At 68.8% G+C, this 24,113-nt stretch carries 22 protein-coding genes; 10 read left to right on the top strand and 12 right to left on the bottom strand.

Translation table 11 applies throughout. The features are described 5' to 3' along the window. Positions 1 to 77: 77 nt before the first annotated feature. On the top strand, positions 78 to 680 hold the full coding sequence (locus tag IAI54_RS23875; protein WP_187969549.1) for a helix-turn-helix domain-containing protein: 603 nt from the start codon (positions 78 to 80) through the stop codon (positions 678 to 680). Positions 681 to 724: 44 nt separating this feature from the next. On the opposite strand, the gene IAI54_RS23870 is transcribed toward IAI54_RS23875, so the two are convergent. Beyond that, positions 725 to 1,624 (bottom strand): LysR family transcriptional regulator, encoded by a 900-nt coding sequence (locus IAI54_RS23870; RefSeq protein WP_187969548.1) that lies wholly within the window; start codon positions 1,622 to 1,624, stop codon positions 725 to 727. Positions 1,625 to 1,760: 136 nt separating this feature from the next. On the opposite strand from IAI54_RS23870, the gene IAI54_RS23865 reads away from it, so the two are divergent. From IAI54_RS23865 to IAI54_RS23855, 3 genes are all read left to right on the top strand, one after another. Next, the gene (locus tag IAI54_RS23865) at positions 1,761 to 4,262 is read left to right on the top strand and encodes a heavy metal translocating P-type ATPase (RefSeq protein WP_187969547.1); all 2,502 of its coding nucleotides are present in this window, start codon (positions 1,761 to 1,763) and stop codon (positions 4,260 to 4,262) included. A gap of 21 nt (positions 4,263 to 4,283) precedes the next feature. Next, positions 4,284 to 4,718, top strand: a complete 435-nt coding sequence (gene cueR / locus IAI54_RS23860; RefSeq protein ID WP_187969546.1) for a Cu(I)-responsive transcriptional regulator — start codon at positions 4,284 to 4,286, stop codon at positions 4,716 to 4,718. A 126-nt stretch (positions 4,719 to 4,844) separates the two neighbouring features. Further along, the gene (locus tag IAI54_RS23855; protein WP_187969545.1) at positions 4,845 to 5,306 is read left to right on the top strand and encodes a DUF411 domain-containing protein; all 462 of its coding nucleotides are present in this window, start codon (positions 4,845 to 4,847) and stop codon (positions 5,304 to 5,306) included. Between the two features lie 673 nt (positions 5,307 to 5,979). Here IAI54_RS23855 and IAI54_RS23850 read toward each other — a convergent pair. Continuing rightward, positions 5,980 to 6,921 carry an IS110 family RNA-guided transposase gene (locus tag IAI54_RS23850; RefSeq protein ID WP_187968756.1) on the bottom strand — a complete coding sequence of 314 codons (942 nt, stop codon included), beginning with the start codon at positions 6,919 to 6,921 and terminating at the stop codon, positions 5,980 to 5,982. Between the two features lie 593 nt (positions 6,922 to 7,514). Here IAI54_RS23850 and IAI54_RS23845 point away from each other — a divergent pair. After that, positions 7,515 to 8,102 carry a YdeI/OmpD-associated family protein gene (locus tag IAI54_RS23845; RefSeq protein WP_187969544.1) on the top strand — a complete coding sequence of 196 codons (588 nt, stop codon included), beginning with the start codon at positions 7,515 to 7,517 and terminating at the stop codon, positions 8,100 to 8,102. A gap of 65 nt (positions 8,103 to 8,167) precedes the next feature. Here IAI54_RS23845 and IAI54_RS23840 read toward each other — a convergent pair whose 3' ends face one another. Further along, positions 8,168 to 8,596: a phasin family protein gene (locus IAI54_RS23840; protein ID WP_187969543.1), complete on the bottom strand. Its 429-nt coding sequence runs from the start codon at positions 8,594 to 8,596 to the stop codon at positions 8,168 to 8,170. A 93-nt stretch (positions 8,597 to 8,689) separates the two neighbouring features. Next, the gene (locus tag IAI54_RS23835) at positions 8,690 to 9,997 is read right to left on the bottom strand and encodes a DUF445 domain-containing protein (RefSeq protein WP_420838249.1); all 1,308 of its coding nucleotides are present in this window, start codon (positions 9,995 to 9,997) and stop codon (positions 8,690 to 8,692) included. Between the two features lie 266 nt (positions 9,998 to 10,263). On the opposite strand from IAI54_RS23835, the gene IAI54_RS23830 reads away from it, so the two are divergent. Then, a complete protein-coding gene (locus IAI54_RS23830) occupies positions 10,264 to 10,755 on the top strand; it encodes a hypothetical protein (protein ID WP_187969542.1) in 492 nt (163 codons plus the stop codon). Positions 10,756 to 10,837: 82 nt separating this feature from the next. Here the strand turns inward: IAI54_RS23830 and IAI54_RS23825 are convergent, their stop codons facing one another. From IAI54_RS23825 to tlpA, 3 genes are all read right to left on the bottom strand, one after another. After that, complete coding sequence (locus tag IAI54_RS23825; protein WP_210321168.1) at positions 10,838 to 11,419, bottom strand: GNAT family N-acetyltransferase; 582 nt, start codon at positions 11,417 to 11,419, stop codon at positions 10,838 to 10,840. A gap of 245 nt (positions 11,420 to 11,664) precedes the next feature. Then, positions 11,665 to 11,859, bottom strand: a complete 195-nt coding sequence (locus IAI54_RS23820) for a hypothetical protein (protein ID WP_187969540.1) — start codon at positions 11,857 to 11,859, stop codon at positions 11,665 to 11,667. A gap of 105 nt (positions 11,860 to 11,964) precedes the next feature. Beyond that, entirely contained in the window at positions 11,965 to 12,654 is a 690-nt protein-coding gene (gene tlpA / locus IAI54_RS23815) for a thiol:disulfide interchange protein TlpA (RefSeq protein WP_187969539.1), read from the bottom strand. 28 nt (positions 12,655 to 12,682) lie between these two features. On the opposite strand from tlpA, the gene argH reads away from it, so the two are divergent. From argH to IAI54_RS23795, 4 genes are all read left to right on the top strand, one after another. Beyond that, positions 12,683 to 14,083 (top strand): argininosuccinate lyase, encoded by a 1,401-nt coding sequence (gene argH, locus IAI54_RS23810; protein WP_187969538.1) that lies wholly within the window; start codon positions 12,683 to 12,685, stop codon positions 14,081 to 14,083. Positions 14,084 to 14,146: 63 nt separating this feature from the next. Continuing rightward, entirely contained in the window at positions 14,147 to 14,356 is a 210-nt protein-coding gene (locus tag IAI54_RS23805; protein ID WP_235679162.1) for a lipoprotein, read from the top strand. 43 nt (positions 14,357 to 14,399) lie between these two features. Next, positions 14,400 to 15,668, top strand: coding sequence for a diaminopimelate decarboxylase (gene lysA, locus IAI54_RS23800; protein WP_187969536.1), 1,269 nt, complete (start codon positions 14,400 to 14,402; stop codon positions 15,666 to 15,668). A 137-nt stretch (positions 15,669 to 15,805) separates the two neighbouring features. Further along, positions 15,806 to 18,382, top strand: coding sequence for a TIGR02302 family protein (locus tag IAI54_RS23795; protein ID WP_187969535.1), 2,577 nt, complete (start codon positions 15,806 to 15,808; stop codon positions 18,380 to 18,382). Positions 18,383 to 18,669: 287 nt separating this feature from the next. Here IAI54_RS23795 and trmB read toward each other — a convergent pair whose 3' ends face one another. The 5 genes from trmB to IAI54_RS23770 all read right to left on the bottom strand — a co-directional run bounded on the left by trmB (position 18,670) and on the right by IAI54_RS23770 (position 24,084). Next, a complete protein-coding gene (gene trmB, locus IAI54_RS23790; RefSeq protein WP_187969534.1) occupies positions 18,670 to 19,368 on the bottom strand; it encodes a tRNA (guanine(46)-N(7))-methyltransferase TrmB in 699 nt (232 codons plus the stop codon). A gap of 25 nt (positions 19,369 to 19,393) precedes the next feature. Further along, entirely contained in the window at positions 19,394 to 20,695 is a 1,302-nt protein-coding gene (gene metK / locus IAI54_RS23785; protein WP_187969533.1) for a methionine adenosyltransferase, read from the bottom strand. Between the two features lie 169 nt (positions 20,696 to 20,864). Beyond that, a complete protein-coding gene (locus IAI54_RS23780; RefSeq protein WP_187969532.1) occupies positions 20,865 to 21,278 on the bottom strand; it encodes a helix-turn-helix domain-containing protein in 414 nt (137 codons plus the stop codon). A 127-nt stretch (positions 21,279 to 21,405) separates the two neighbouring features. Continuing rightward, positions 21,406 to 22,986 (bottom strand): apolipoprotein N-acyltransferase, encoded by a 1,581-nt coding sequence (gene lnt / locus IAI54_RS23775; RefSeq protein ID WP_187969531.1) that lies wholly within the window; start codon positions 22,984 to 22,986, stop codon positions 21,406 to 21,408. Between the two features lie 195 nt (positions 22,987 to 23,181). Continuing rightward, positions 23,182 to 24,084 (bottom strand): NAD-dependent epimerase/dehydratase family protein, encoded by a 903-nt coding sequence (locus IAI54_RS23770; RefSeq protein WP_187969530.1) that lies wholly within the window; start codon positions 24,082 to 24,084, stop codon positions 23,182 to 23,184. Positions 24,085 to 24,113: the final 29 nt, after the last annotated feature.

The raw sequence follows: 24,113 nt of genomic DNA, 5'->3' as shown, positions 1-24,113 counted from the left end.
CGGCGGGGCAGGTACTTCGGGCAGGCGAAGCAGGCGACACAAATAACATACGGGATTATAAGCGGAATCTCCGGACCATGGATGATGCTTCCCTTGCGGCTCGACTTCGCAGATGGCGCCGCGCCAACGGCATCAAGCAAACTGCACTCGCCGCAACCCTGAATGTATCGCAGGCTGCCGTTTCTCGCTGGGAGAACGGCATCGACTGTCCCTCCATGGCCGTCCTGCACAAGATTACTGATCTGATCGCCGACGGCATCCGTGACGAACTGGCGACCGAGCGCCGTTTCATCGAGAGACTGTCCTCCGCCGAAGCCATCTTCGATCTGGACGGGATCCGCCTGGAGGCCACCTCCGCCGGACTGAAGCGCCTCTGGCCGGAGTTTTCGCGGCTGGTCGGCCTCAGGATCGCCGACCGGCTGATCGCGGAGACCAGAATCATCCTCGACGATACGAGCCTGCGAAGGGACATCCTGCGCGGCGAGGTCACCATCGTGTCCGGCATCACCACCCGGCACACCGACATCGAGCTCGACCACGTGGCCCGGCATCGCTGGATGTCGCGCATCTGCATCGACGGCCCCCGGGCCTACGCCAGGATGGTCTTCGAACCCTGCGATCCTGACCTTCCGGATGGAATCGCGGATATCTTCCGCCCGGACGACGTCGCGGCGCGGTAGAACGACAGGGCTCAGGGCCCGGGCCGGCCGCCGGCTACCGCCCGTCACGCCCGCGCCACGGTCTCCACCATGATCCGGCGCAGCGAGGCGATCAGGCTTTCGGCGAAGCTGGACAGGGCGACGTCGCTGCGGCGGGCGATGTAGGTCTGGAACTCCGTCTGCTCGGCGATCGGCACCACGGCGACGTCGCGCCGGTCGACGTCGGCCACGGTGAAGACGTCGATCACCGCGGTGCCGAGCTTCTGCTTGACCAGCGCCACCACCGTGGTGCCGAAGCGGGCGCGGATGGCGATCTGGTAGGGGAGCTTGTCGCGCGCGAAGATGCCCGCCATGATGCCGCCATAGGGGTCGGCCGGATCGATGCCGATCAGCGGACAGGCGGCGATTTCTTCTGCCGTCACGAAGGGCCGGGCCGCGAAGGGATGGTCGGGCGCCACGATGCAGACCAGGTGTCCCTTCGCCAGCGGCTCGAACAGGATCGAGGGGTGGTCGAAGCGATAGCTCATCACCACGAACTCGCCGCGACCGAGCATCACGTAGTCGACGGCGTCCTCGATCTTGAGGATGTCGATGTCGAGGCGGATGTCGGGATAGCGCCGCTTGATGTCGGCCACCGCGCGCGGCACCATCACGTTGGCGATGCTCGGCACGGAGCCGAAGGACAGTTCGACGCCCCGCCCGCGCTCCAGCTGGCCGAGGGAGAACTGCAGGTCCTCGATCTTCTTGTGCACCTCGTGGATCTGCTCGAAGATGCCGACCGCCTCCGGCGACGGCACGTAGCGGCCGCCCTTGCGCAGGAAGAGCTTGATCCCGAGCTGGTCCTCCAGGTGCTTCATCGTGCGGCTGATGCCCGGCTGCGCGACGGCGAGCAGCCGCGCCGCGCCGGCGATGCTGCCGGCCACCATCACCGCGCGAACGACTTCGATCTGCCTGAGCGTCAGCATTCCGGCCGGCCCTCCCGTCGCGCAGAGGGCCATGCCGGCGCGACACGGTCAATGGATCTCGTCGCGCCGTTTCGCGGTCCTTGACCTTCCAGCGACGGGAAGCCCTACATGGTGACCAACAGGATCGGAGATCCCCATGGCTCACCATCATCACCCCCACTCCGGCGACGGCGGCTGCTGTGCCGGCACGGGCGCCGCGCAGGCACCGGCGCTGCTGCGCGACCCCGTCTGCGGCATGACCGTCGACCCGTCGAAGAACAAGCCGACCGCGGAGCACGATGGCCACACCATCCACTTCTGCTGCGAGGGCTGCCGCACCAAGTTCCTCGCCGATCCCGCGGCCTACGCGACCGCGACCGATCCGGTCTGCGGCATGAACGTCCGCCGCGCCGACGCGCCGCATTTCGCCCGCCACGAGGGGCAGAAGTTCTGGTTCTGCTCGGCCCGCTGCAAGGAGAAGTTCGAGGCCGATCCGCAGACCTGTCTGGATGGCGTTCCGGCACCCGAGCCCATGCCCGAAGGCACGAAGTACACCTGCCCGATGCATCCGGAGGTGATCAGCGACAAGCCGGACTCCTGCCCCAAATGCGGCATGGCGCTCGAACCGATGGGCGTACCGACGGGCGAAGAAGGCCCCAATCCGGAACTCGTCGACTTCACGCGCCGCTTCTTCATCAGCGCCGCGCTGGCGCTGCCCCTCCTCGTCATCGCCATGGGGCCGATGGTCGGCCTGCCGGTGCGCTCGTGGATCGGCGAGCCGGCCGCCACCTGGATCGAGATGCTGCTGGCGGCCCCGGTCGTGCTGTGGGCGGCGATTCCGTTCTTCCACCGCGGCTGGCAGTCGCTCGTCCATCGCAGCCCGAACATGTGGACGCTGATCGCCATCGGCGTCGGCGCGGCCTTCCTGTACAGCGTCGCGGCAACGGTGGCGCCGGGCCTGTTCCCGCCGCAGTTCCGTGGCCATCACGGCACCGTCCCGGTCTATTTCGAGGCCTCGGCGGTGATCGTGGCGCTGGTCTTCCTCGGACAGGTGCTGGAACTGAAGGCGCGCGAGCGCACCGGCTCGGCCATCCGCGCGCTGCTCGACCTGGCGCCGAAGACCGCGCGGCGCATCGCGGCCGACGGCGCGGAGGAAGACGTGCCGCTTTCCGAGGTGAAGACCGGCGACCGGCTGCGCATCCGGCCGGGCGAATCCGTGCCGGTCGACGGCACCGTCGTCGAGGGCCGCTCCTCGGTCGACGAATCCATGATCACCGGCGAGCCGCTGCCGATCGAGAAGATCGAGGGCGCCCCCCTCACCGGCGGCACGCTCAACCGCAACGGCTCGCTGGTCATGCGCGCCGAAACCGTCGGTGCCGACACCGTGCTGTCGCGCATCGTCGCGATGGTGGCCACCGCGCAGCGCTCCCGCGCACCGATCCAGGGGCTGGCCGACCGTGTCGCGGCCTGGTTCGTGCCCGCCGTCGTGGCTTCCGCGATCCTCGCCTTCGTCGTCTGGTCGCTGGTCGGCCCGCAGCCGGCGATGGTCTTCGCCCTCGTCTCGGCGGTGTCCGTGCTGATCATCGCCTGCCCCTGCGCACTCGGGCTCGCCACGCCGATGTCGATCATGACGGCGACGGGACGCGGCGCGCAGGCCGGCGTCCTGATCCGCGACGCCGAGGCACTGGAGCGCTTCGCCGGCGTCGATACGCTGATCGTCGACAAGACCGGCACCCTGACGGAAGGCAGGCCGACGCTCACGGACGTCCTCCCCGCCCCCGGCTTCGGCGAGGACGAGGTTCTCTCGCTCGCAGCCAGCCTCGAGCGCGGCTCGGAGCATCCGCTCGCCGAGGCGATCGTCGGCGGTGCTTCCGCGCGAGGCATCGCGCTTCCGCCGGCCGGAAACTTCGAGGCCGTCACCGGCAAGGGCGTGTCCGGCACCGTCGGTGGTCGGCGGGTGCTGCTCGGCAATGCGGCCATGATGGCCGATGCCGGCATCGAGGTCTCGGCGCTCGCGGCCCGCGCCGACGCGCTGGCCGGTGAGGGAAAGACCGCGATGTTCGTCGCCGTCGACGGCCGGGCCGCCGGCCTCGTCGCCGTCGCCGACGCCATCAAGCCCACCACCGCCGAAGCGATCCGCGCGCTGCACGCCAGCGGGCTTTCGATCATCATGGCGACCGGCGACAGCGAACGCACCGCCCGCGCCGTGGCCGCCCGCCTCGGCATCGACGACGTGCGCGCCGGCCTCCTGCCCGAGGGCAAGCAGGCGCTGATCGCCGAACTGCAGGCGCGCGGCGCGAAGGTCGCCATGGCCGGCGACGGCGTCAACGACGCGCCGGCGCTGGCCGCAGCCGACGTCGGCATCGCCATGGGCACGGGCGCCGACGTTGCCATGGAGAGTGCCGGCATCACCCTGGTCAAGGGCGACCTCGGCGGCATCGTGCGGGCGCGCCGGCTCGCCCGGGCGACGATCCGCAACATCCGGCAGAACCTGTTCTTCGCCTTCGTCTACAACGCGCTCGGCGTGCCGATCGCCGCGGGCGTGCTCTACCCCGTCTTCGGCACGCTGCTCTCGCCCATGTTCGCCGCCGCCGCGATGAGCCTGTCGTCGGTCTCGGTGATCGGCAACGCGCTCAGGCTGCGCTCGCTGAAGCTCTGAGCCGGAAGGGGGAACGACGCCATGAACATCGGAACCGCCGCGGATCGCTCCGGCCTGCCGGCCAAGACGATCCGCTACTACGAGGAGATCGGGCTGCTCAAGCCCGACCGCACCGGCAACGGCTACCGCGACTATTCCGCCGCCGACATCCACAAGCTGCGCTTCCTGCAGCGCTCGCGCAGCCTCGGCTTCTCGGTCGAGGAATGCCGCCAGCTGCTGTCGCTCTACGACGACAAGCAGCGCGAGAGCGCCGACGTGAAGGCCATCGCGCAGGCCAAGCTCGCCGAGATCGACCGCAAGCTCGCCGAACTCGCCGGCCTGCGCGACATGCTGCGCCACCTCGTCGCCAACTGCCACGGCGACGACCGCCCCGACTGCCCGATCATCGACGGGCTGTCGGGCGAAGCCGTGCTCGCCCCGGTGGGCGACTGCCACCATAAGGAGGAACCACGATGATGAACGACATGATGTCGGGCGGCGGCCTGTGGGGCATGGGGATCGGCGGGCTCGCGATGCTGCTGATCGTTGTGCTCGTGATCGCCGCCCTCGTGAAATACGTCTTCTTCCGATAGGAGCCGGACCATGACGAAAAACCGATCCTTCTCCCTGCGCGGCGCGGCCTTCGCGCTGGGGATGCTCGCCGCCGGCGCCGCGCAGGCCGCCGGCCCCATCGAGGTGCTGAAGACGGCGAGCTGCGGCTGCTGTCATGCCTGGGTCGAGTACATGGCCGGGAACGGCTTCGACGTTTCGGCCCGCGACCTGCCGATGGCGGCGCTGATGAGCCGCAAGGCCGAGGCGGGCCTGAGGCCCGGCCAGACCTCCTGCCACACCGCCTTCGTCGAGGGCTACGTGATCGAGGGCCACGTGCCGGCCCGCGAAGTCCGCCGCCTGCTTTCGGAGCGCCCGGACGCGATCGGCCTGTCGGTGCCCGACATGCCCTACGGCTCTCCCGGCATGGGCGAGCCCGGCCCGGACGCCGACCCCTACGACGTCCTGCTCATCCGGCGCGACGGCACCACGGACGTCTTCGCCCGCTATCCATAGCGGACGACCCGCCGTCGGGCCGTGGCGGCCGATAGGGTCCTTACAGGGCAGCCTCGCCCGGCTTGGCACCCTCCTCCTTCGTCATCCCCGAACGACGTCCGAGCGCAGCGAAGGACGCCGTGTCCGGGATCCATGCCTCGCCATCCGTCCCCGCGATCCGGTCCACGACGAGACACGCGCCGCCGGTCATCGCCGTCCAATCGGCCGGCCGTGCCCGCCGCCGGCCGTCGGCGCTCCCCCCTCCTTCGTCATCCCGGAACGACGTCCGAGCGCAGCGCAGGACGCCGTATCCGGGATCCATGCCGCGCCGTCCATGCCCGCGATCCGGTGCACAACGAGGCCTGCCGCCAGCGTCGCCGACGTCCCTGTCGCCTCCACCATCTCCGCCGTCTCCGCCTTATTCCGCGCCGCCGTCCTTCCGCCGCCCCCGCTTCACCGTCGCCTCCGCATCCTCCACCGTCGTGCCCCCCCTCCGTCGTCGCTTCGCGACGCCACCTCCGCCCCCACTTCGTGGGGTGGAGGACAGAGCGCCCCAAGCGCCGACGCCCATCCTCCACCCCACGCAGTGGGGGGAGGTGCCGAGCGCAGCGAGGCGGAGGGGGGGATCCCGCCGCCCCGAGACGGTAACCCCACAGGCCTGCCTCGCCCGGCTTGGCACCCTCCGCCTTCGTCATCAACTCTGAGCCGATTGTGCGTCTCTGAGCCTTGCATTGAGGGTGACGATGATCTTTCGCATGACTGCGGCGATTGCGACGATGGGGCGTTTTCCGTTGTCGACGAGGCGTTTGTAGAAGGATGCGAACTCGCCTCTGCCGGCGGCTGCGCGCAGTGCCGGCATGAACAGGGCTGTTCTGATCTGCGGCCTGCCGCCGCGTTGCCGCCGCCGGCCGGTTGCGGTTCCGCTCTCGTTGGGGTGGGGAGCTGTCCCGGCCAGGGCGGCGGCCTGCCTGCGCTGGAGGGAGCCGAGTTCGGGCATCTGGGCGATGAGGGTTGCGGCGCATGTGAGGCCGATGCCGTTCATGGCGGTGCACACGGCGATGCGTTGGCGCAGGCTCTGGCTGCGTGCGACGAGGGCGGCGATCGCCGCGTCGAGCTTGTCGATCTGTTGCTCGATGGCGGCCAGCATGGCCTTGAAGGAGGCTGCGAGTGCCTTGGCGCCGGGCGCCCTGGAGCGGTTGCGCTCGGCGACCCTGAAGGCGACGAGGTCGGCCCTACGCCGCACCAGGACCTGCAACTGCCTCTCGTCGGCGTCTTGCGCCTGCCACAAAGACAGCTTGGCCCAGCGCTCGCGCGCATAGGCGGCCATTTGGGCGGCGTCGATGGCATCGCTCTTGCCGAGCGTGCCAAAGGAGCGGATGAAGCTCTTGAGCTTCAGGGTGTCGGCACGGTGGCAGGCGATTCCGGCCTTGAGGCATTCCTCCAGAAGCAGCAGTTCGTAGCCGCCGGTAGGCTCGCAGACGACGAGGTCGGGCCGGGCTTTCTTGAGCATGGCGCGAATGGCGGATCGGCTGTTGTCGATGGTCGCGGCGGCCTGGCGGCCGTTGCTGACGGTGAGACTGTCCTTGGCGACATCGACGCCGAGGCAGCAGGCGGGCGGGTGGTGCAGAAAGGCCATGAGGGTGCTATCCTTTGCGGGCTTCGGATTGTTTGCGGGCGTGACGGCGCGTCAGGGGCCCGATCAACTCTCCAAGCGGTGGTGCAAAGGCGGCAGGGAGCCTTGATGACGTCGGGTGTCGGCCCGATCCCGGAAACGGTCGCCTGCCGCCGAGGCTGCGGGTGTTCGAGCCCGCAGCCTCATCCAACACTACCCCGTTCGGCTCAAACAATCCCGGAACGACGTCCGAGCGCAGCGAAGGACGACGTATCCGGGATCCATGCCTCGCCGGACATGCCCGCGATCCGGTCCACGACGAGGCCCGTGGCGCCGCCGCCCCTGCCGTCGTCCGCCGCCCCTTCCCCCCTCCGTCGTCGCTGCGCGACGCCACCCGACGTGGAAGGAGCGCCGCCGCCGCCATGGCCGATCTCCCCCCTTGAGGGGGAGATGCCGACAGGCAGAGGGGGGTGTCGCAGGGCGCTGCCGCCGAATGGTTGGCCCATCGCCCCAGTGTTCCGCGCAGAAAAACCGAAAGGCGGCCCTTCGCTCCGACAGTGGACCGCGCCGGGAGGCTGCGGCAAACTCTCCGGGACGCCATTGCCGAGGAGAAGTCCATGGCCCAGCCCGACCCCCGCATCGAAGACTTCTTCGCGGATGCGCCCCGGTGGCGCGCGGAGCTCGCGGCGCTGCGGGCGATCCTGCTCGGTGCCGGCCTGACCGAAGAATGGAAATGGCGGTCGCCCTGCTACACCGCGGGCGGCGCCAACGTCGCGCTGCTCTGGGGGTTCAAGGAGGAGTGCCGGCTCGGCTTCTTCAAGGGCGTGCTGCTGCAGGACCCCAGGGGCATCCTCGTCGCGCCGGGCGAGAATTCGCGCTCCTCGCGGACCCTGAATTTCACCAGCCTCGCCGAGATCCGGCAGCTGGAGGGCGTGATCCGCGACTATGTCGGGGAAGCGATCGACCTGGAGAAGGCCGGCCGCAAGGTCGAACTGCCGAAGGACGACCTCGCCCCGCCGCCCGAACTCGTCGCCATCCTCGAAGTGGACGCCACGCTCAAGCAGGCCTTCGAGGCCCTGACGCCCGGCCGGCGGCGCGGCTGGATCCTGCATTTCGCGCAGCCGAAACAGCCGGCCACGCGCAGGTCGCGCATCGAGAAGGCGGCGCCGCGGATCCTCGCCGGCAAGGGCATGCACGACCGCTGAACGGCGGGACGCGCGGCGGACCGCCGCGCCGGGAGGACCGCCGCGCCTGCCTGCCGGACGAGCGGCTACTTCCGGATGATCCCCTTCTGCATCTCCTCCATCGCGTCCTTGATGCGGCCGCGCAGGATCTCGATGGCTTCGGTGGAGGACCGGCTGATCACCTCGCCGATGTCGGACGCGTTCTTCACCGCCGTCTCGAACGAGCGCCTGGCGAGCTCGGCCTGGCGGTCCATCAGTTCCTTCGGCGTGCCGGGCACCACCATCTTCGCAGCCATGTCGCGCACGTCGCTGAGCGTCTGCTCGAGGATCTCGCGCTGCCTTGCGAAGACGTCGGTGGCGCCGCTGGCGGCCGAGCGCGAGGCCTTTTCCAGCGCCTCGAGGTTCTTGCGGTGGTGGTCGAGAATGCGGTCGACGTCGACCTGCGGCATCTTCAGGTCGCGTCCGAGGCTGGCGAACATGTCGACGAAGTGATCGGCTTCCGGTTTCCTGGCCATGATGTTCCTCTCGCTGGTCCGGCTCGTCCTGTCCGGTTGCGGAAGAGAGTAGTGTGTTTCGCCCGGCGGACAAGCAGGGCCGTGCGGCCTGCGTCACTCGCCAAGGATCAGCACGCTGCCGGTGTGCAGCAGAAGCCCGGCGATGCCGCCGATGATCATGCCGTTGAAGCGGATGTACTGCAGGTCGCGGCCGACATTGAGTTCGATCAGCCGGGTCAGCTGGCCGAGGTCCCAGCTCTTGACCTGGTCGGCGATGAAGGCCGAGACGCCGCTCTTCTGGCGTTCGACGAAGGCGGCGAGCGCCACGACGAAGCCCTGGTTCATGTCGGCGCGCACTCGGGGATCCTCCGCGAGCTGGCGGCCGATGTCGACGAACAGGCCGGCCAGGTGAGTGCGGATCGCCGAATCGGGCGACCGCGCGTCCTGCTCCACGAAGGCGCCGACGCTCTCCCACATGTTGGCGATCATGGTCGCCAGTTCGGGGCGGGCGAGGAAGTCGCGCTTCAGCGTCTCGGCCCGCTCGGCATAGTCGGGCGAGGCGCGCAGCTTGTCGATGAAGCCGGCGACGAAGCCGTCGAACTCCGCCCGCAGCGGGTGGTCGGGGTCGGCCCGCACCTCCTCCAGCAGTGATCCGGCCGAGGAGACGATCCGCTTCAGCAGATAGGCGTCGGCGCGGAAGAAGCGGGCGAGCGAGGGCAGCTCGTCGCGGATCCGGTCGCGCATCATGGCCAGCGCCTGCTCGTCGTTGAGGAGCTTGCCCAGGGTGCGGATCAGCTCGTCGAACAGCCGCTGGTGGCGCCGGTCATGCGTGAAGGAGGAGAGCAGGTCGGCCGCGAGCGGCGCGATCTTCACCTTGTCCATCTGCTCGGCAAAGCGCTGGCCGGCGAAGTCCCTGAGGCCCGAATCGCCGATCGCCTTCAGCGCCTGCGGCACCAGCCTCACGACGAAGCCGGACAGGCCGGCCGCGCGGCGCGGCTCCGACAGCCAGTCGGCCACCAGCGCGGCGAAATCCACCTCGCGCAGCTTCTCGCGCACCGGGCCGGCGGCCAGGAAGTTGACCTCGATGAAGCGGCCGAGATTGTCGGCGATGCGGGCCTGGTTGGCGGGGATGATCGCCGTGTGCGGGATCGGCAGGCCGAGCGGCCGGCGAAACAGCGCCACCACCGCATACCAGTCGGCGATGCCGCCGATGGCGGCCGCCTCGGCGAAGGCGGCCACGAAGGCCAGCACCGGATAGTCGCCCTTGAAGATCGTCGCCACGGCATAGACCGCGATGCAGGCCACCAGCGCGCCGGTGGCCACCGCCTTGACGCGGTCGAGCGAGGCCTGCTTGGCCGCATCCTCGGGCGTCATCGCGGCCGGGCCTGGTGCTGCGCCGTGCCTCTCGTCTGTCGCTGCCATGGATCGGCTCCGGTTGGATCGGTCGACCGCCCTGATATCGGGCCGCCGGGCGACGGGCGCCAGTCCCCGCAACGATGGTCCGGCGATTGCGTTGCGCGATCGTCGGTCGGTGGTCCTGACTTGCGGAGCGGAGGAAAGCCCCTCGATGTGCAATGCACCATTCGTCTATGTTGCACTGCACAATATTCGTTCCTATATGTCGGTCATGCCCCGGGCCGAGCGGACGGGGCGCACCATGGCTTCGAAACGAGAATGGAGAACCCGACATGACTGCCAAGTCCAGCAAGACCGCCACTCCCGAGATGCCCGACGTCTTCGCCCCCTTCGCCAAGGGCTTCGAGGAGCTTCAGGCACGCTTCGGCTTTCAATCCAGCGGCCGCGACATCGCGCTCAAGGGCATCGCCACGACGCGCGAGCACGTCGACAGTGCCCGCAAGGCTTTCGGCGAGACGGCGGGCAACGCCGAGAAGATCGCGGGCGAGGCCGGCATGGCCTTTGCCGGCGCCGCCCGCCAGATGGCCGAGGCCGGCTTCGCGAATGCCGATCTGGCGCTCGACGCCTTCGAGAGGATGCTGACGGCCGCGACGCCCGCCGAGGCCTTCAAGGCGCAGACGGACTATGTCCAGACCGCCGCGGCGGCCAATGCCGACCGCCTGCGCAAGGCCGCCGAGACCGCGACCCAGACCATGTCGGCCGGTGTCGAGCAGATCCGCGGCGAGTTCGAGAAGCTCAGCCCGCTCGGCCGCAAGGCCGCCTGAGCGTCGGTCCCGTATGAATGGAAAGGCCCGGTCATGCGCCGGGCCTTTCGCTGTCTGCCTTCGCCCGGCCGGCGGCACGATCTCAGCGGCGCGCCAGCCCCGCAGCGCCGCGCTCTGCCGACAGGTCCGGCCTCGCCAGCGCCTCGACCATGATCTGCGCGGCCGGCGGCAGCGCACCCGAAAGATCGATCACCCCGGCAGCGTCGATGCTGGCGAAGCAGAGCGTCGCGCCGAACTTGCGCGCGAGCGCCTTCATCGCGACGTTCTGCGCATGCGTCGTCACGTGCAGCACCCGGCAGCCCGCCGCGCGGGCGCGCGCGATCAGGCTGGCGAAGAGCGTGGCGCCGACGCCGCGCTGCTGCAGCCCGTCCTCGACGCTGAAGGCGATCTCGGCGGCTGCATGGCTGCCCGGCCGGCAATCATGCAGTTCGGCCGCACCGCGAACGACGCCGTCGACGACATAGGCAAGCACCACCGCGCCGCCCGAAAAGCACCGTGCGGCGTAGGAGGCCAGGAAGGCGTCATCGGTGAAGCCGTTGAAGCGGTCGTGGCGGCTGGCGGGGCTCAGCCTGAGCAGGTGATCGCGGAAAAGCGCGAGATCGGTTGCCGTCAGTTCCCGGACGTCGCCCGCCGGCGGGGGAAACAAGCGCTCTGCAGTACCCATTCGTCAAACAGTCTCGGTTCGTCCTCCCCGAGTCGTCGACCCTTGCGGTTGCGCATATTGTGCATTGCAGCATGACAATCAACCGTGAACGGGCTTCGATCCGGTCGTCCGCGTGCATTGCAGCTTTGTCCGGAACGCAGGGCTGCCGCAAACGGCGCTCAGGCTCCGAAAGCCCGCGCGGGCACGCGCCGCTCGTTCCGCCGGGCGCCGCAGGCAAAGCGCCGGACCGGAACCGGAGGCGTCCGTCAGAACTCGAACTTCAGGCTCGATCCCGCAAACAGGCGGCGGAAGGGATCATGCGGCGGATCTGAATGCAGCGCGCCGTGGAAGGGCGAGCCGTCGGCCTGGCCCTGACGGTCGCGCCTGTCGGCCTTGCGACCGGCGGCGACGCCCTCGCCCGTCGCGTCGCGGCGGCCGGTATCCTTCTCGCGGTCAGGCATCGCATTCTCCGAACTCGTCTCGCCGCGCGACGAATCGCTGCGCGGTCCGGTTGCGGAACCTAGTCGAACTGGCCGGTCGATGGCGTCACGATTGGTGACCGCGCGTTACGCCCCGTCCGCCCGGCCGACGGCCGGCACCGCCTCGATCAGACGCCTGGCATCCTCGCTGTGCCATTCGGCGGGGCCGTTCATGTTGGCGAGCAGGCAGCCGTCGCCGTCGATCAGCAGCGTCACCGGCAGGCCGAGCGCCAGCCCGCGCTTCTTCAGATCGTTGAAGAGCCGCAGCGTGCTGTCCCGGTAGTAGCCCAGCGCCGCCACCTCGATCTCGGCGAGGAACGCCTTCGGCTTGGTGTCGTCGCCGGTGTCGACATTGACCGCCACGACCTCGAAATCCGCGCCGCCCATCTCCTTCTGCAGCGCGTCGAGCGCCGGCATCTCGGCGCGGCAGGGCGCGCACCAGGTGGCCCACAGGTTCATCAGCACCGTCCTGCCCGACAGGTCGCGCAGCGTCATCGGCTGGCCGTCGGGACCGTTGAAGGCGAGGTCCGACAGCGACTGCGGAGGACTGGCCGCCATCATGGCAGCCACTTCGCCGCTCGCGGCCGCGCCGACGGCGTCGGCCGCTTCCTGGCGCGCCTGGCACGTCGCGGCCTCCGCGGCGGCGACCTCGGATTCGCCATTGTTGCCATCGGCGCCGTTCGTCACGTATACGGCGAGCGCTCCGACGAGAATGCCCGCGGCCGCGGCCAGAGCGATCAGACGCGACGCCGGCAGGTGCATGTTCTTGGGTGCCATTCTTCTACTCCAGCGTCCGGTTACCACCATGAGCGATGAAAAGACCAGCAACCAGATGTGGGGCGGACGTTTTGCCTCGGGTCCGGCCGCGGTCATGGAAGCGATCAACGCCTCGATCGGCTTCGACAGGAAGCTCTATTCCCAGGATATCCGCGGATCGATCGCGCACAGCGAGATGCTGGCGGAGAAAGGCATAATTTCGGCCGAGGATCAAAAGGCGATCGCTCACGGCCTGAACACGATCCTGCGAGAGATCGAGGACGGCAGCTTCGCCTTCTCCACCCGGCTGGAAGACATCCACATGAACGTGGAGGCAAGGCTGGCCGCGCTGATCGGCCCGGCCGCCGGGCGGTTGCACACCGCCCGCTCGCGCAACGACCAGGTGGCGGTCGACTTCCGCCTCTGGGTCAAGGAGGAGGCGCAGCGCACCGCGCAGGCGCTGAAGCGGCTGATCGGCGTCTTCCTCGACCGCGCAGAGGAGCATTCCGCAACGGTGATGCCCGGCTTCACCCATCTCCAGAGCGCCCAGCCCGTCACCTTCGGCCATCACTGCATGGCCTATGTCGAGATGTTCTCGCGCGACCTGTCGCGGGTGAACGACGCGATCGAGCGCATGGACGAGAGCCCGCTCGGTGCCGCGGCGCTCGCCGGCACCGGCTTCCCGATCGACCGCCACATGACGGCGGCAGCCCTCGGCTTCCGCGAGCCGACGCGCAATTCCATCGACAGCGTGTCCGACCGCGATTTCGCGCTGGAGTTCCTCTCCGTCGCGTCGATCTGCGGCATCCATCTGTCGCGGCTGGCCGAGGAGATCGTCATCTGGTCGACGCCGCAGTTCGGCTTCGTGCGGCTTTCGGACCAGTTCTCAACCGGCTCCTCGATCATGCCGCAGAAGAAGAACCCGGATGCGGCCGAGCTGATCCGCGCCAAGACGGGCCGCGTCAACGGCCACCTGATCGGCCTGCTCACCGTCATGAAGGGCCTGCCGCTCGCCTATTCCAAGGACATGCAGGAAGACAAGGAAGCGGTGTTCGACGCCGCCGAATCGCTCGACCTGATGCTCGCCGCCATGACCGGCATGATGGCCGACATGACGATCAACGCCGAGGCGATGAAGAAGGCCGCCGGCTCCGGCTATTCCACGGCGACCGACCTCGCCGACTGGCTGGTGCGGGTGCTCGGCCTGCCCTTCCGCGAGGCGCACCACGTGACGGGCCGCGCGGTGGCGATGGCGGAGGACCGCAAGGTGGCGCTGGAGAAGCTGTCGCTGGAGGATCTCCGCTCGATCCATCCCGGCATCACCGACGACGTGTTCTCCGTGCTGACGGTGCAGAAGTCGGTGCGCAGCCGCACGTCCTTCGGCGGCACGGCGCCGGCAGAGGTTCGCCGGCAGATCCGCGCCTGGCGCAGGCGGCTTGCGAAGGCGTGACGGAAACGGGTGCAAGACGCGGAAAACTCCGCTAAAGACATGCCTCAGAGAACGGGGATTTCAATGAGCGTCCGCAAGTTTGCCGTCCTGCTGGTCCTCCTGGTGAGCGCCGGATCCGTCCTGTCGGGCTGCGGCCGGCGCGGCGATCCGATCTCGCCGTCCCAGGCCGCGCGCGACATGCGCGCCGACCGCCAGAAGATGGGCGGAACCGTGCCGGCCGAGCCGGAAAAACCGGTCGAGGACAAGCCCTTCATCCTCGATGGCCTCCTCTGACCAATCCCGCACCGACGCGGGCGGTCCATTCCGGTAAAGCGACGTGAACCATTTCCAGTACCGCGACGGCGTGCTCTTCGCCGAGGACGTGTCCGTACCCGAGATCGCCCGGGCGGTCGGCACGCCCTTCTACTGCTATTCCACGGCCACCCTGGTGCGCCATTTCCGCGTCTTCTCGCAGGCCTTCGCCGGCATGGACGCGCTGGTCTGCTACGCCATGAAGGCGAACTCGAACCAGGCGGTGCTGAAGACGCTCGCCGCCGAGGGCGCCGGCGCCGACGTGGTGTCGGAAGGCGAACTGCGCCGGGCGCTCGCCGCCGGCATCCCGGCATCGAAGATCGTGTTCTCAGGCGTCGGCAAGACGGCGGCGGAGATGGACTTCGCGCTCGCCGCCGGCATCCACTGCTTCAACGTCGAGTCCGAACCCGAGCTCGAACTCTTGTCCGCCCGCGCAGTCGCGGCGGGCAGGACGGCGCCGGTGTCGCTGCGCATCAATCCCGACGTCGACGCGAAGACGCACCGCAAGATCTCCACCGGCAAGGCCGAGAACAAGTTCGGCATCGCCTGGCAGCGCGCGCGCGCCGTCTACCGCCGTGCCGCCGAGCTTCCGGGCCTGCGCGCCGTCGGCATCGACATGCACATCGGCAGCCAGATCACCGAGCTGCAGCCCTTCGACGACGCCTTCCTGCTTCTGGCGGAACTCACCGAGACGCTGCGTGCGGACGGGCATGCCATCGAGCATGTCGATCTCGGCGGCGGTCTCGGCATTCCCTATCGCGAGGACAACAACCCGCCGCCCGACCCGCAGGCCTATGCCGCCATCGTGCGCAAGCACATGGAAAAGCTCGGGCTGAAGGCGATCTTCGAGCCGGGCCGGCTTCTCGTCGGCAATGCCGGCATCCTGGTCACCTCGGTCGTCTACCTCAAGGAGGGCGACGCCAAGAACTTCGTCATCGTCGACGCGGCGATGAACGACCTGATCCGCCCGACGCTCTACGACGCCTTCCACACCATCAAGCCGGTGGTGATCGGCGCCGAAGGCGGGCCGCGCATCACGGCAGACATCGTCGGCCCGGTCTGCGAGACCGGCGACTATCTCGGCCACGACCGCGAACTGCCGCGCCTGTCGCGCGGCGACCTCTTGTCGGTCGGCACCGCCGGCGCCTATGGCGCCGTGCAGGCGGGCACCTACAACACCCGCCTGCTGGTGCCCGAAGTGCTGGTCAACGGCGATCGCTTCCACGTCGTGCGACCCCGGCCGACCTACGAGGAACTGATCGGGCTGGATTCGATCCCGGACTGGCTGGACTGACCGCTCGTCAATCCTGAATTTCGATGCGATCACGATTTGGTTGATCGCCTCGCCTTCGCCTGCTTTTCCGCTATCCTGCGTCGGATACCGTGATCGTCGCGCAGCCGCGCGGATCGGGCCAGCATCGGGATTGAGACATGGCGGCATCCGGACCGGGCAGACTGGAACGACTGGCGGGAACCCGCTTCGCGACCCGGCTGGCGATGGTCGCCGAGCGGCTCTGGCCGCTGGTTCTGCCGGTCCTGCTGGTCGCGGGGCTCTTCCTCGCCGCCTCCTGGTTCGGCCTGTTCCGACTGCTTCCGGACACCGTGCGCCTCGGCGCGCTCTCCGCCTTCGGGCTGGCCGCGCTGGCCGCACTCTATCCGCTGCGGTTCTTCCGGCTGCCCACGGACCGGCAGGTCGACCGCCGCATCGAGACCGCCAACACGCTCCAGCATGCGCCGGTCTCCACCCAGACCGACCGGCTCGTCGGCGCGGATGACGCCTTCTCCGGCGCGCTGTGGCGCGAGCACCAGCGGCGGATGGCCGCAAAGCTCGGGCACCTCGCGTCCGACATGCCGCGCGCCCGCGTTCCGGAGCGCGATCCGTGGGGACTGCGTGCGGTCGTGCCGCTGCTCCTGGTCGTTGCCTTCGCCTTCTCGTCGAGCCCCTATGGCGGCAGCGTTTCGGACGGCTTCCGTTCGCATGCCGCAAGCGACGTGCCGCCGGTGCGCATCGACGCCTGGGTGACGCCGCCGGCCTATACCGGCCGGGCGCCGATCTTCCTGACCGCCGAGGCCAACCGCGACCAGACCGCCTTCTCCGTTCCCGAGGGCAGCGCGGTGTCGCTGCGCGTCACCGGTGGTCATGGCGACGAGGCGCTCACCTTCACCGGTGAGGACGGCGTGGCCGCCGCGATCGATCCGGAAGGAACCGTGGCGGCGACCACCGAGCAAGCGGGCGCCGCGCCGCTGCGGCCGGCCGGCACCCGCCAGTTCGCGCACACGCTTGACGGTAATGGCGCGCTGGTGCTGAGGTCGGGCGAGTCCGAACTCGGCGGCTGGACCTTCTCGGTCACCCCCGACAACCCGCCCGTCATCGCCTTTGCCGACGAGCCGAAGCGCGCCGTCAACGGCACGCTGGAACTCGCCTACACGATCGAGGACGACTACGGCGCCGCCTCCGCGCGCGCCGTCATCGAAAGGCGCGACGATCCCGCCCCCGACGCGCGGCCGCTCTATCCGGCACCCGAGATGGGCCTGTCGCTGCCGCGGCGCAATGCGCGCGAGGCCAGGACCTCGCAGGACCTGACCGAACATCCCTGGGCGGGCGTCGACACGGGGCTCCGGCTCGCCGCGGTGGACGCCGCCGGCCAGGAGGCGTTCAGCGAGGAGAAGCGGCTGAAGCTCCCGGAGCGGCCGTTCTCGAACCCGCTCGCCCGCGCGGTCGTCGAGCAGCGGCGGGTGCTGGCGCTCGACGCCAACCGCAAGCCGCGCGTGCTCGACCTGATGGACGCCATCACCATCCGGCCCGAAGACACCTTCACCAACATGAGCCACTATCTGGCGATCCGCAGCGCCCGCAGCCGGCTCGCGCAGGCCGAGAGCGACGAGCAGCTGCGCGGGGTGGTGGACTATCTGTGGGAAATCGCACTCGGCATCGAGGAAGGCGACCTCTCGGATGCCGAGAAGCGCCTGCGGGCCGCGCAGGAGGCGTTGAAGAACGCCATCGAGAACGGCGCGTCCGACGAGGAGATCGAACGGCTGATGGCGGAGCTGCGCGAGGCGATGCAGGAGTTCCTGCGCGAATTCGCCGAGCGCGCCGCGCGCGATCCGAACATGGCCATGCAGCAGATGCCGATGGACGGCCAGGAACTGCGCCAGAGCGACATCGACCGCATGCTCGACCAGATCGAGGAGATGGCGAAGTCGGGCATGCGCGACCAGGCGCAGCAGCTGCTGTCGCAACTGCAGGACATGATGAACAACCTGCAGGCCGGCCGCCAGCAACAGCAGCAGCAGGGCGGCCAGCAGAGCGAGATGCGCCAGCAGATGGACCAGCTCGGCGAGCTGATGCGGCGCCAGCAGGAGATGATGAACGAGACGCACCGGCTCGACCAGATGCAGCGCGGCCAGCGCCAGCGCGGGCAAAACCGCGGCGAACAGCGTGGCGAGCAGGGCCAGGGCCAGCAGCCCGGGCAAGGCCAGCAGCCCGGCCAGGGCCAGGGCATGAGCCCGCAGGAATTCGCGGAGGCGCTGCGGCAGCTCCAGGAAGGGCAGGGACAGCTGCAGGGCCAGCTCGAACAGCTGATGGAAGGCCTGCGCGGCATGGGCATCGAGCCCGGCGAGGGTTTCGGCGAGGCGGGCGACGCCATGGGCGAGGCCGGCAGCGCGCTCGGCCAGGCGCAGGGCGAGCGGGCCGTCGGCGAGCAGGGCCGTGCTCTGGAGGCGCTGCGCCGCGGCGCGCAGGACATGATGCAGCAGATGCAGCAGGCCCAGCAGGGCGACCAGGGCGGCTCCGGCGAGGGCGGCCGGCAGCAGAGCTCCGAGCGCGACCCGCTCGGCCGGCCGAAGGCGACCACGGGTCCGGATTTCGGCGAGTCGGTGCAGGTGCCGGACGAGATCGACGTGCAGCGCGCCCGCGAGATCCTGGAGGCGATCCGCAAGCGGCTGGGCGACGCGCTCAGCCCGGATCTCGAGCGCCAGTATCTGGAGCGGCTGCTCGACATCCAGTGATACGACTGGGCTTTACCTTCGACCCTCGCGCCGCCCCTCATCCGCCTGCCGGCACCTTCTCCCCGTAACACGGGGAGAAGAACGCTGTCACCGACGGCTTCGCCGGTCGCAAAGGTCGCCTACCTGGTGCCGATGTCGCGGCCGTGCACCCTTCTCCCCGCTTGCGGGGCGAAGGTGCCGGCAGGCGGATGAGGGGCAGCGCCGTGGGTCAATCGAAAAGACCGCTGGTATGACGCGGGTTCGTCCGCGCGGCGGCGCGGTGCTGCCGTGCCACGGAGCGCTGCTGCTCAGGCTCTCAGGAAGGTCAGGTAGGCCGGGGTGCGGCCCTCGCGCAGCGCCTTGGCCTCGTAGCGGGTGCCGGGCCAGGCCTCGTAGGGTGTGCGCCAGTCGTCGGCGGACGCAGCCTGCCAGTCGAAAGCGCCGTGGGCGCGGCAGGCGAGCAGGGTCCAGTTGACGTAGTGCTCGATGTCGGACGCGAAGCGGAAGCGGCCGCCCGGCCGCAGCACGCGGGCAAAGCGATCGAGATTGGCCCGGTTCACGAAGCGCCGCTTCCAGTGCCGCTTCTTCGGCCAGGGATCGGGATAGAACAGGTCGATGCCGGCGAGGCTCGCATCGGGCAGCCAGTCGAGAAGCTGCGTGGCGTCGTCGTCATGAATGCGGATGTTGCGAGGCGCCGTCTCGGCCAGCGCCATGACGAACTTCGCCATGCCCGCCACGAAGGGCTCCACCCCGATGAAGCCCGTCGCGGGAAAGCGGGCGCACTCGTGCAGCAGATGCTCGCCGCCGCCGAAGCCGATCTCGACGCGGACATCCTCGACCGGCGCCGCAAACAGGCTGCGCAGGTCGGACGGCGCGGGCTGCGTCAGGTCGACGGCGAAGGCCGGCCGCGTCTCGTCCATGGCCGCGGACTGGCGCGGTCGCAGCGGCTTGCCGCGCCGGCGTCCGAAAAAGGCTTCCGTGGCCCGCGAGGGGCGATCGTCAGACATGATGGGCCCGCCGGGGCCGCCGCGATCAGGCCGCGACGGCCTCCTTGATTGCCTTCACGAGGTCGGTGCGCTCCCAGGAGAAGCCGCCGTCGCGGCCGGCCTTGCGGCCGAAATGGCCGTAAGAGGACGTCCGCGCATAGATCGGCTTGTTCAGGTCGAGATGCCTGCGGATGCCCGAGGGCGACAGGTCCATCACCTTGCGCAGCGCGTTCTCGACCGCAGCCTCGTCCACCTTGCCCGTGCCGTGCAGGTCCACATAGACGGACAGCGGCTGCGCGACGCCGATGGCGTAGGAGAGCTGGATGGTGCAGCGGTCGGCGAGCTTGGCCGCGACGACGTTCTTGGCGAGGTAGCGCGCGGCATAGGCGGCCGAGCGGTCGACCTTGGTGGTGTCCTTGCCCGAGAAGGCGCCGCCGCCATGCGGGGCGGCCCCGCCATAGGTGTCGACGATGATCTTGCGCCCGGTGAGGCCCGCATCGCCGTCCGGACCGCCGATGACGAACTTGCCGGTGGGGTTGATGTACCAGTTGCAGTCGGCCGCGACCGGCAGGTCGCCGAGGGCCTCGCGGATATAGGGCTCGACCACCTCGCGCACCTTGGCCGACGTCCAGGACGCGTCCATGTGCTGGGTGGAGAGCACGATCTGGGTCACCTCGGCGGCCTTGCCGTCGACATACTTCACCGTGACCTGGCTCTTGGCGTCCGGGCCGAGCCGCCCGGCCTCGCCTTCGCCCTTGTGGCGGGCGGCGGCCAGCAGTTCGAGGATCTTGTGGCTGTAGTAGATCGGCGCCGGCATCAGGTCGGGCGTCTCGCGGCAGGCATAGCCGAACATGATGCCCTGGTCGCCGGCACCTTCCTCGCCCTGCCGGTCGGCGGCGTTGTCGACACCCTGGCCGATGTCGGGGGACTGGCCGTGCAGCAGGACGTCGATCCTGGCCGTCTTCCAGTGAAAGCCGTCCTGCTCGTAGCCGATCGCGCGGATCGCCTTGCGGGCCACCGACTTGAATTTGGCAGGATTGACCACCGGGGCGCCGGACTTGTCGATGAGGACGTTGCCGTCCTTGTCCTTCTTCAGAAGCGTGTGCGGCACGCGCACCTCGCCGGCGATGACGACACGGTTGGTGGTGGCGAGCGTCTCGCAGGCCACGCGCACCTTCCAGGGATCGGAGACCGCCACCGCGGCGTAGCGGGCGGCGTCTTCGGCCGAGACCTTGCGCGTCTCGCGGTAGACGAGATCGACGATCTCGTCGGAGATGCGGTCGCAGACCTTGTCGGGATGGCCTTCCGAAACGGATTCGCTGGTAAACAGATAGTTCTGCCGCGCCACGGGTGTCCCCTCAAGAAAAACGCGAAACGACACGATCGCCGCTTCGCGCGCGCCCTTGTTACCGAAGCGGCCGGAGGCGCGTCAAGCGGCAGGTTCGCGCCGCCGGTTGCCCCACCGGCGGCGGCCGCCCGACACGCGGGAACGGAGGATCGGCGGGCCGCGCTCCGGCTCAGCTCTCGTCGTCGGCCAGCGCCTTGACGAGGTCGACGACGCGGCGGCGGACCTTGGCGTCGGCAATCCTGACGAAGGCGCGATTGAGCTGCAGGCCTTCCGCGCTGTTGAGGAAGTCGACCACGTAGGACGTGGCGTTGTCCTCGCGGAAGCCGCCGGCAGCGGCGGACGGCATATCCGGCGCATCCTCGAAGAAGAAGGAAACGGGCACGCCCAGGATCGTGGCGATCGCCTGGAGGCGGCTGGCGCCGACGCGGTTCGTCCCCTTCTCGTACTTCTGGATCTGCTGGAACGTGATGCCCAGGCTCTCCCCCAGTTTTTCCTGGCTCATGCCAAGCATGTTGCGGCGCAGGCGGACGCGGCTGCCTACGTGGATGTCGATCGGGTTCGGTTTTTTCTTGTTTTCGGTCATGATTTCCTCGCCACTCGAAACGGGCGCTCGATGATTGGTTCCGTTCCTCTCCCCCACCCTCGCCCCTTAACGCTGCGGGTGCGGGATGACGACGGCGCGTCTCGCCTGCGCGTAAACGGCCGCCGTCTCAGCTGGAACGTAGCCTCGCGAGGACGGTCATACCACACGCGATGATTGCAAGCAGCAACATTGTTAAAACGCCAATCATTTTAGGCGCCACAGAAATGTGAGTTTTCTCGACAGGTATTTGAAGTTCCACATCGAGGGCCCCGATCGCGTCGAGGGCGAAGGCATCGATAACCCGCCCTTTCCGGTCGACGAATCCGGATATGCCATTGTTGGCGCTGCGCACCAGCGGCAGCCCCGCCTCGACCGCCCGCAGCTGCGCCTGGCGGAAGTGCTGGTAGGGTCCCGGGGTGTTCCCGAACCACGCGTCGTTGGTCAGGTTGAGAATGAGGTCCGCCTCCGGGAGTGCAACCTCACCGGGAAAGATCACCTCGTAGCAGATCATCGGATCGGCCTTGATGCCGGAGGTCAGCAGGAGCGTTCGCCTCTGCACGCCAGACGAGAATCCGCCAACTGTATCCGCAACCGCACGTAGTCCGACCCGCCGAAAGAGCCATTCGAACGGCAAGTATTCGCCGAACGGTACAAGATGTACCTTGTCGATCGCGTCGACGATTTCGCCACGGTCGTCGATCGCAACCGTTGCGTTGTAATACCGGATGGGCTCGCCCTCCGCGCTTCCCGTCTCGGACCGCACCGCGCCGAGCACCAGCAACTGGCCCTCGGAAAGCATCGCACCGATCGCGGCGAGCGCATCGGGCCGCTCGGTCAGGAGAAAGGGCAAGGCGGTCTCCGGCCAGACGATCAATTCCGGCGTTCCGCCCTTGGTCGTAGGACGTCTGGACAAATCGATCAGTCGCGCGAGGATTTCGTCCCGCATGGCGGGGTCCCACTTGCCGCCTTGGGGTACCGACGGTTGGACGATCCGAATCGACAACCCCCGCGTGTTTTCGTCGGGAGTTGCAAGCGTCCAGGCGCCGTAGCCGGCATGGGCAGCGGCCAGGAGAGCGGCGGCAGACAGGGTAACGCGGCGGTGCCGGCCTGACCCCAGGACGGCTGGCGCAGCGAAGACGAAGACGGCGAGCGCATTGATCCCGAAGAGGCCGACGAGATGGGCCGACTGCATCAGCAGAGGGATCGGCATGGCGGCGTAGCCGATGGCGTTCCAGGGGAAGCCCGTGAGGACGGTCGCGCGCAACCACTCGGCGAGTCCGAAACCGCAGCCAAGTGCGACAATTCGTCCCACCCCGTCCGACCAGCACGATCGCGCAACGGCGCAGGCCACTCCATAGAAGACGGCGAGGCCCGCGGGCAGGCCGAGCATCGCCAGCGGAAGCGCCCAGGCGAACGAATCGGCGTCCACGAGCAGTGCCTGTCCGACCCACCACAGGCCGAACAGAAAGTAGCCGAAACCGAACCACCAGCCGATGCCGAAGACGGTGGCGTACCGTCGGAGCAGACCGTCGCCCCGCTCGCCCGAGGCGCCGTCGAGAAGCCAGACGAGGACCGGGAAGGAGACGAGACAGACGGGAAAGAAATCGTAGGGCGCCTGCGACAGCACGGCGAGCGCCCCCGCGAGGAACGCGACGAGCGACCGCCTCCAACCCCAGAGCAGAATGATTCTGGCGGCAAGGCTTTGCATGGAATCCTTTCGAAGCCGAATCACGACGGGATCGTCACGCCCAAGCCTTAGTCGGATTCGGCCCCGAGAGCACCGAAGCTGCGACGTCCGGCAGGCCCGCGTGGCCGGCGCGGGGCATCCGGACGGCGCTGTCTCGCGAAGAATGACGACGAAGGGAGCCGGAGGCCACCCGCCTCCCGCACGACGCCGACGCGATCAGCCGGCGACGTATCGGCGCCAGTCGTGCCGTTCGGCGAACCCGAGCACCTGCCGAATCTTGCGGTTGGAGAACAGCGCCTCGTTCTCGCCCATCGGGCGGGTCACCGGCACGCCGGGGAAGAAGCGTGCGGCGAGTTCCGCGGTGGGGATGTTCATCCCGTTGGTGTCGTTGCCGGCGTTGAACACCTGGTAGCCGAGACCGTCCTTCTCCAGGCATAGATCGACGATCTGGCCGAGATCGCGCGCGTCGATGTAGCAGAAGGCGTTGCGGCGGCGGGTCTCGGGCCGCTCGAACCAGCGCGGAAACAGCGTCGCATATTCGTGCGGTTCGATGACGTTGCCGATACGCAGCGCGTAGATGTCGAAGCCGGACCGCTTCTGGAAGGCTCGCGCGGTCCGTTCGTTGACCACCTTCGACAGGCCGTAGCTGTCCATTGGATCGACGTCGCAGTCCTCGTCGAGCGGCAGCGAGGCGGGATCGGCACGGCCGTCGGCGAAGCAGATGCCGTAGGTCGTCTCCGACGACGCGATGACGATCTTGCGGATGCCGAGCTTCACCGCCGCCTCGATGACGTTGTAGGTGCCGACGGCATTCACGCGGAAGGTCTCGTTGTCCGGCTCGATCAGGATCCGCGGGATGGCAGCGAAATGCACCACCGCGTCGAAGCGCGGCACGCCGGTCCCGGGCTCCATCTCGTCGAAGCCGGCATAGGACGTCATGGCGTTGAACATCTGGCCGGAATCGGTGATGTCGGCGCGCAGGTTGTCGACGCCGGGGTGATCGAGCGGCTTCAAGTCGACGTTGACGACCCTGTGGCCACGGTCGAGCAGCCAGGGAATCACATGACGCCCGGCCTTGCCGGCGCCGCCCGTGAACAGCACGCGCTTGTTTCTGGCCATGATCGGTCCTCCATCAGTGCATGCGGCGG

Origin of the sequence: Aquibium microcysteis, from assembly GCF_014495845.1 — a bacterium.
Taxonomy (GTDB): Bacteria; Pseudomonadota; Alphaproteobacteria; order Rhizobiales; family Rhizobiaceae; genus Aquibium; species Aquibium microcysteis.
This window is presented reverse-complemented; position numbering and strand designations above follow the sequence as displayed.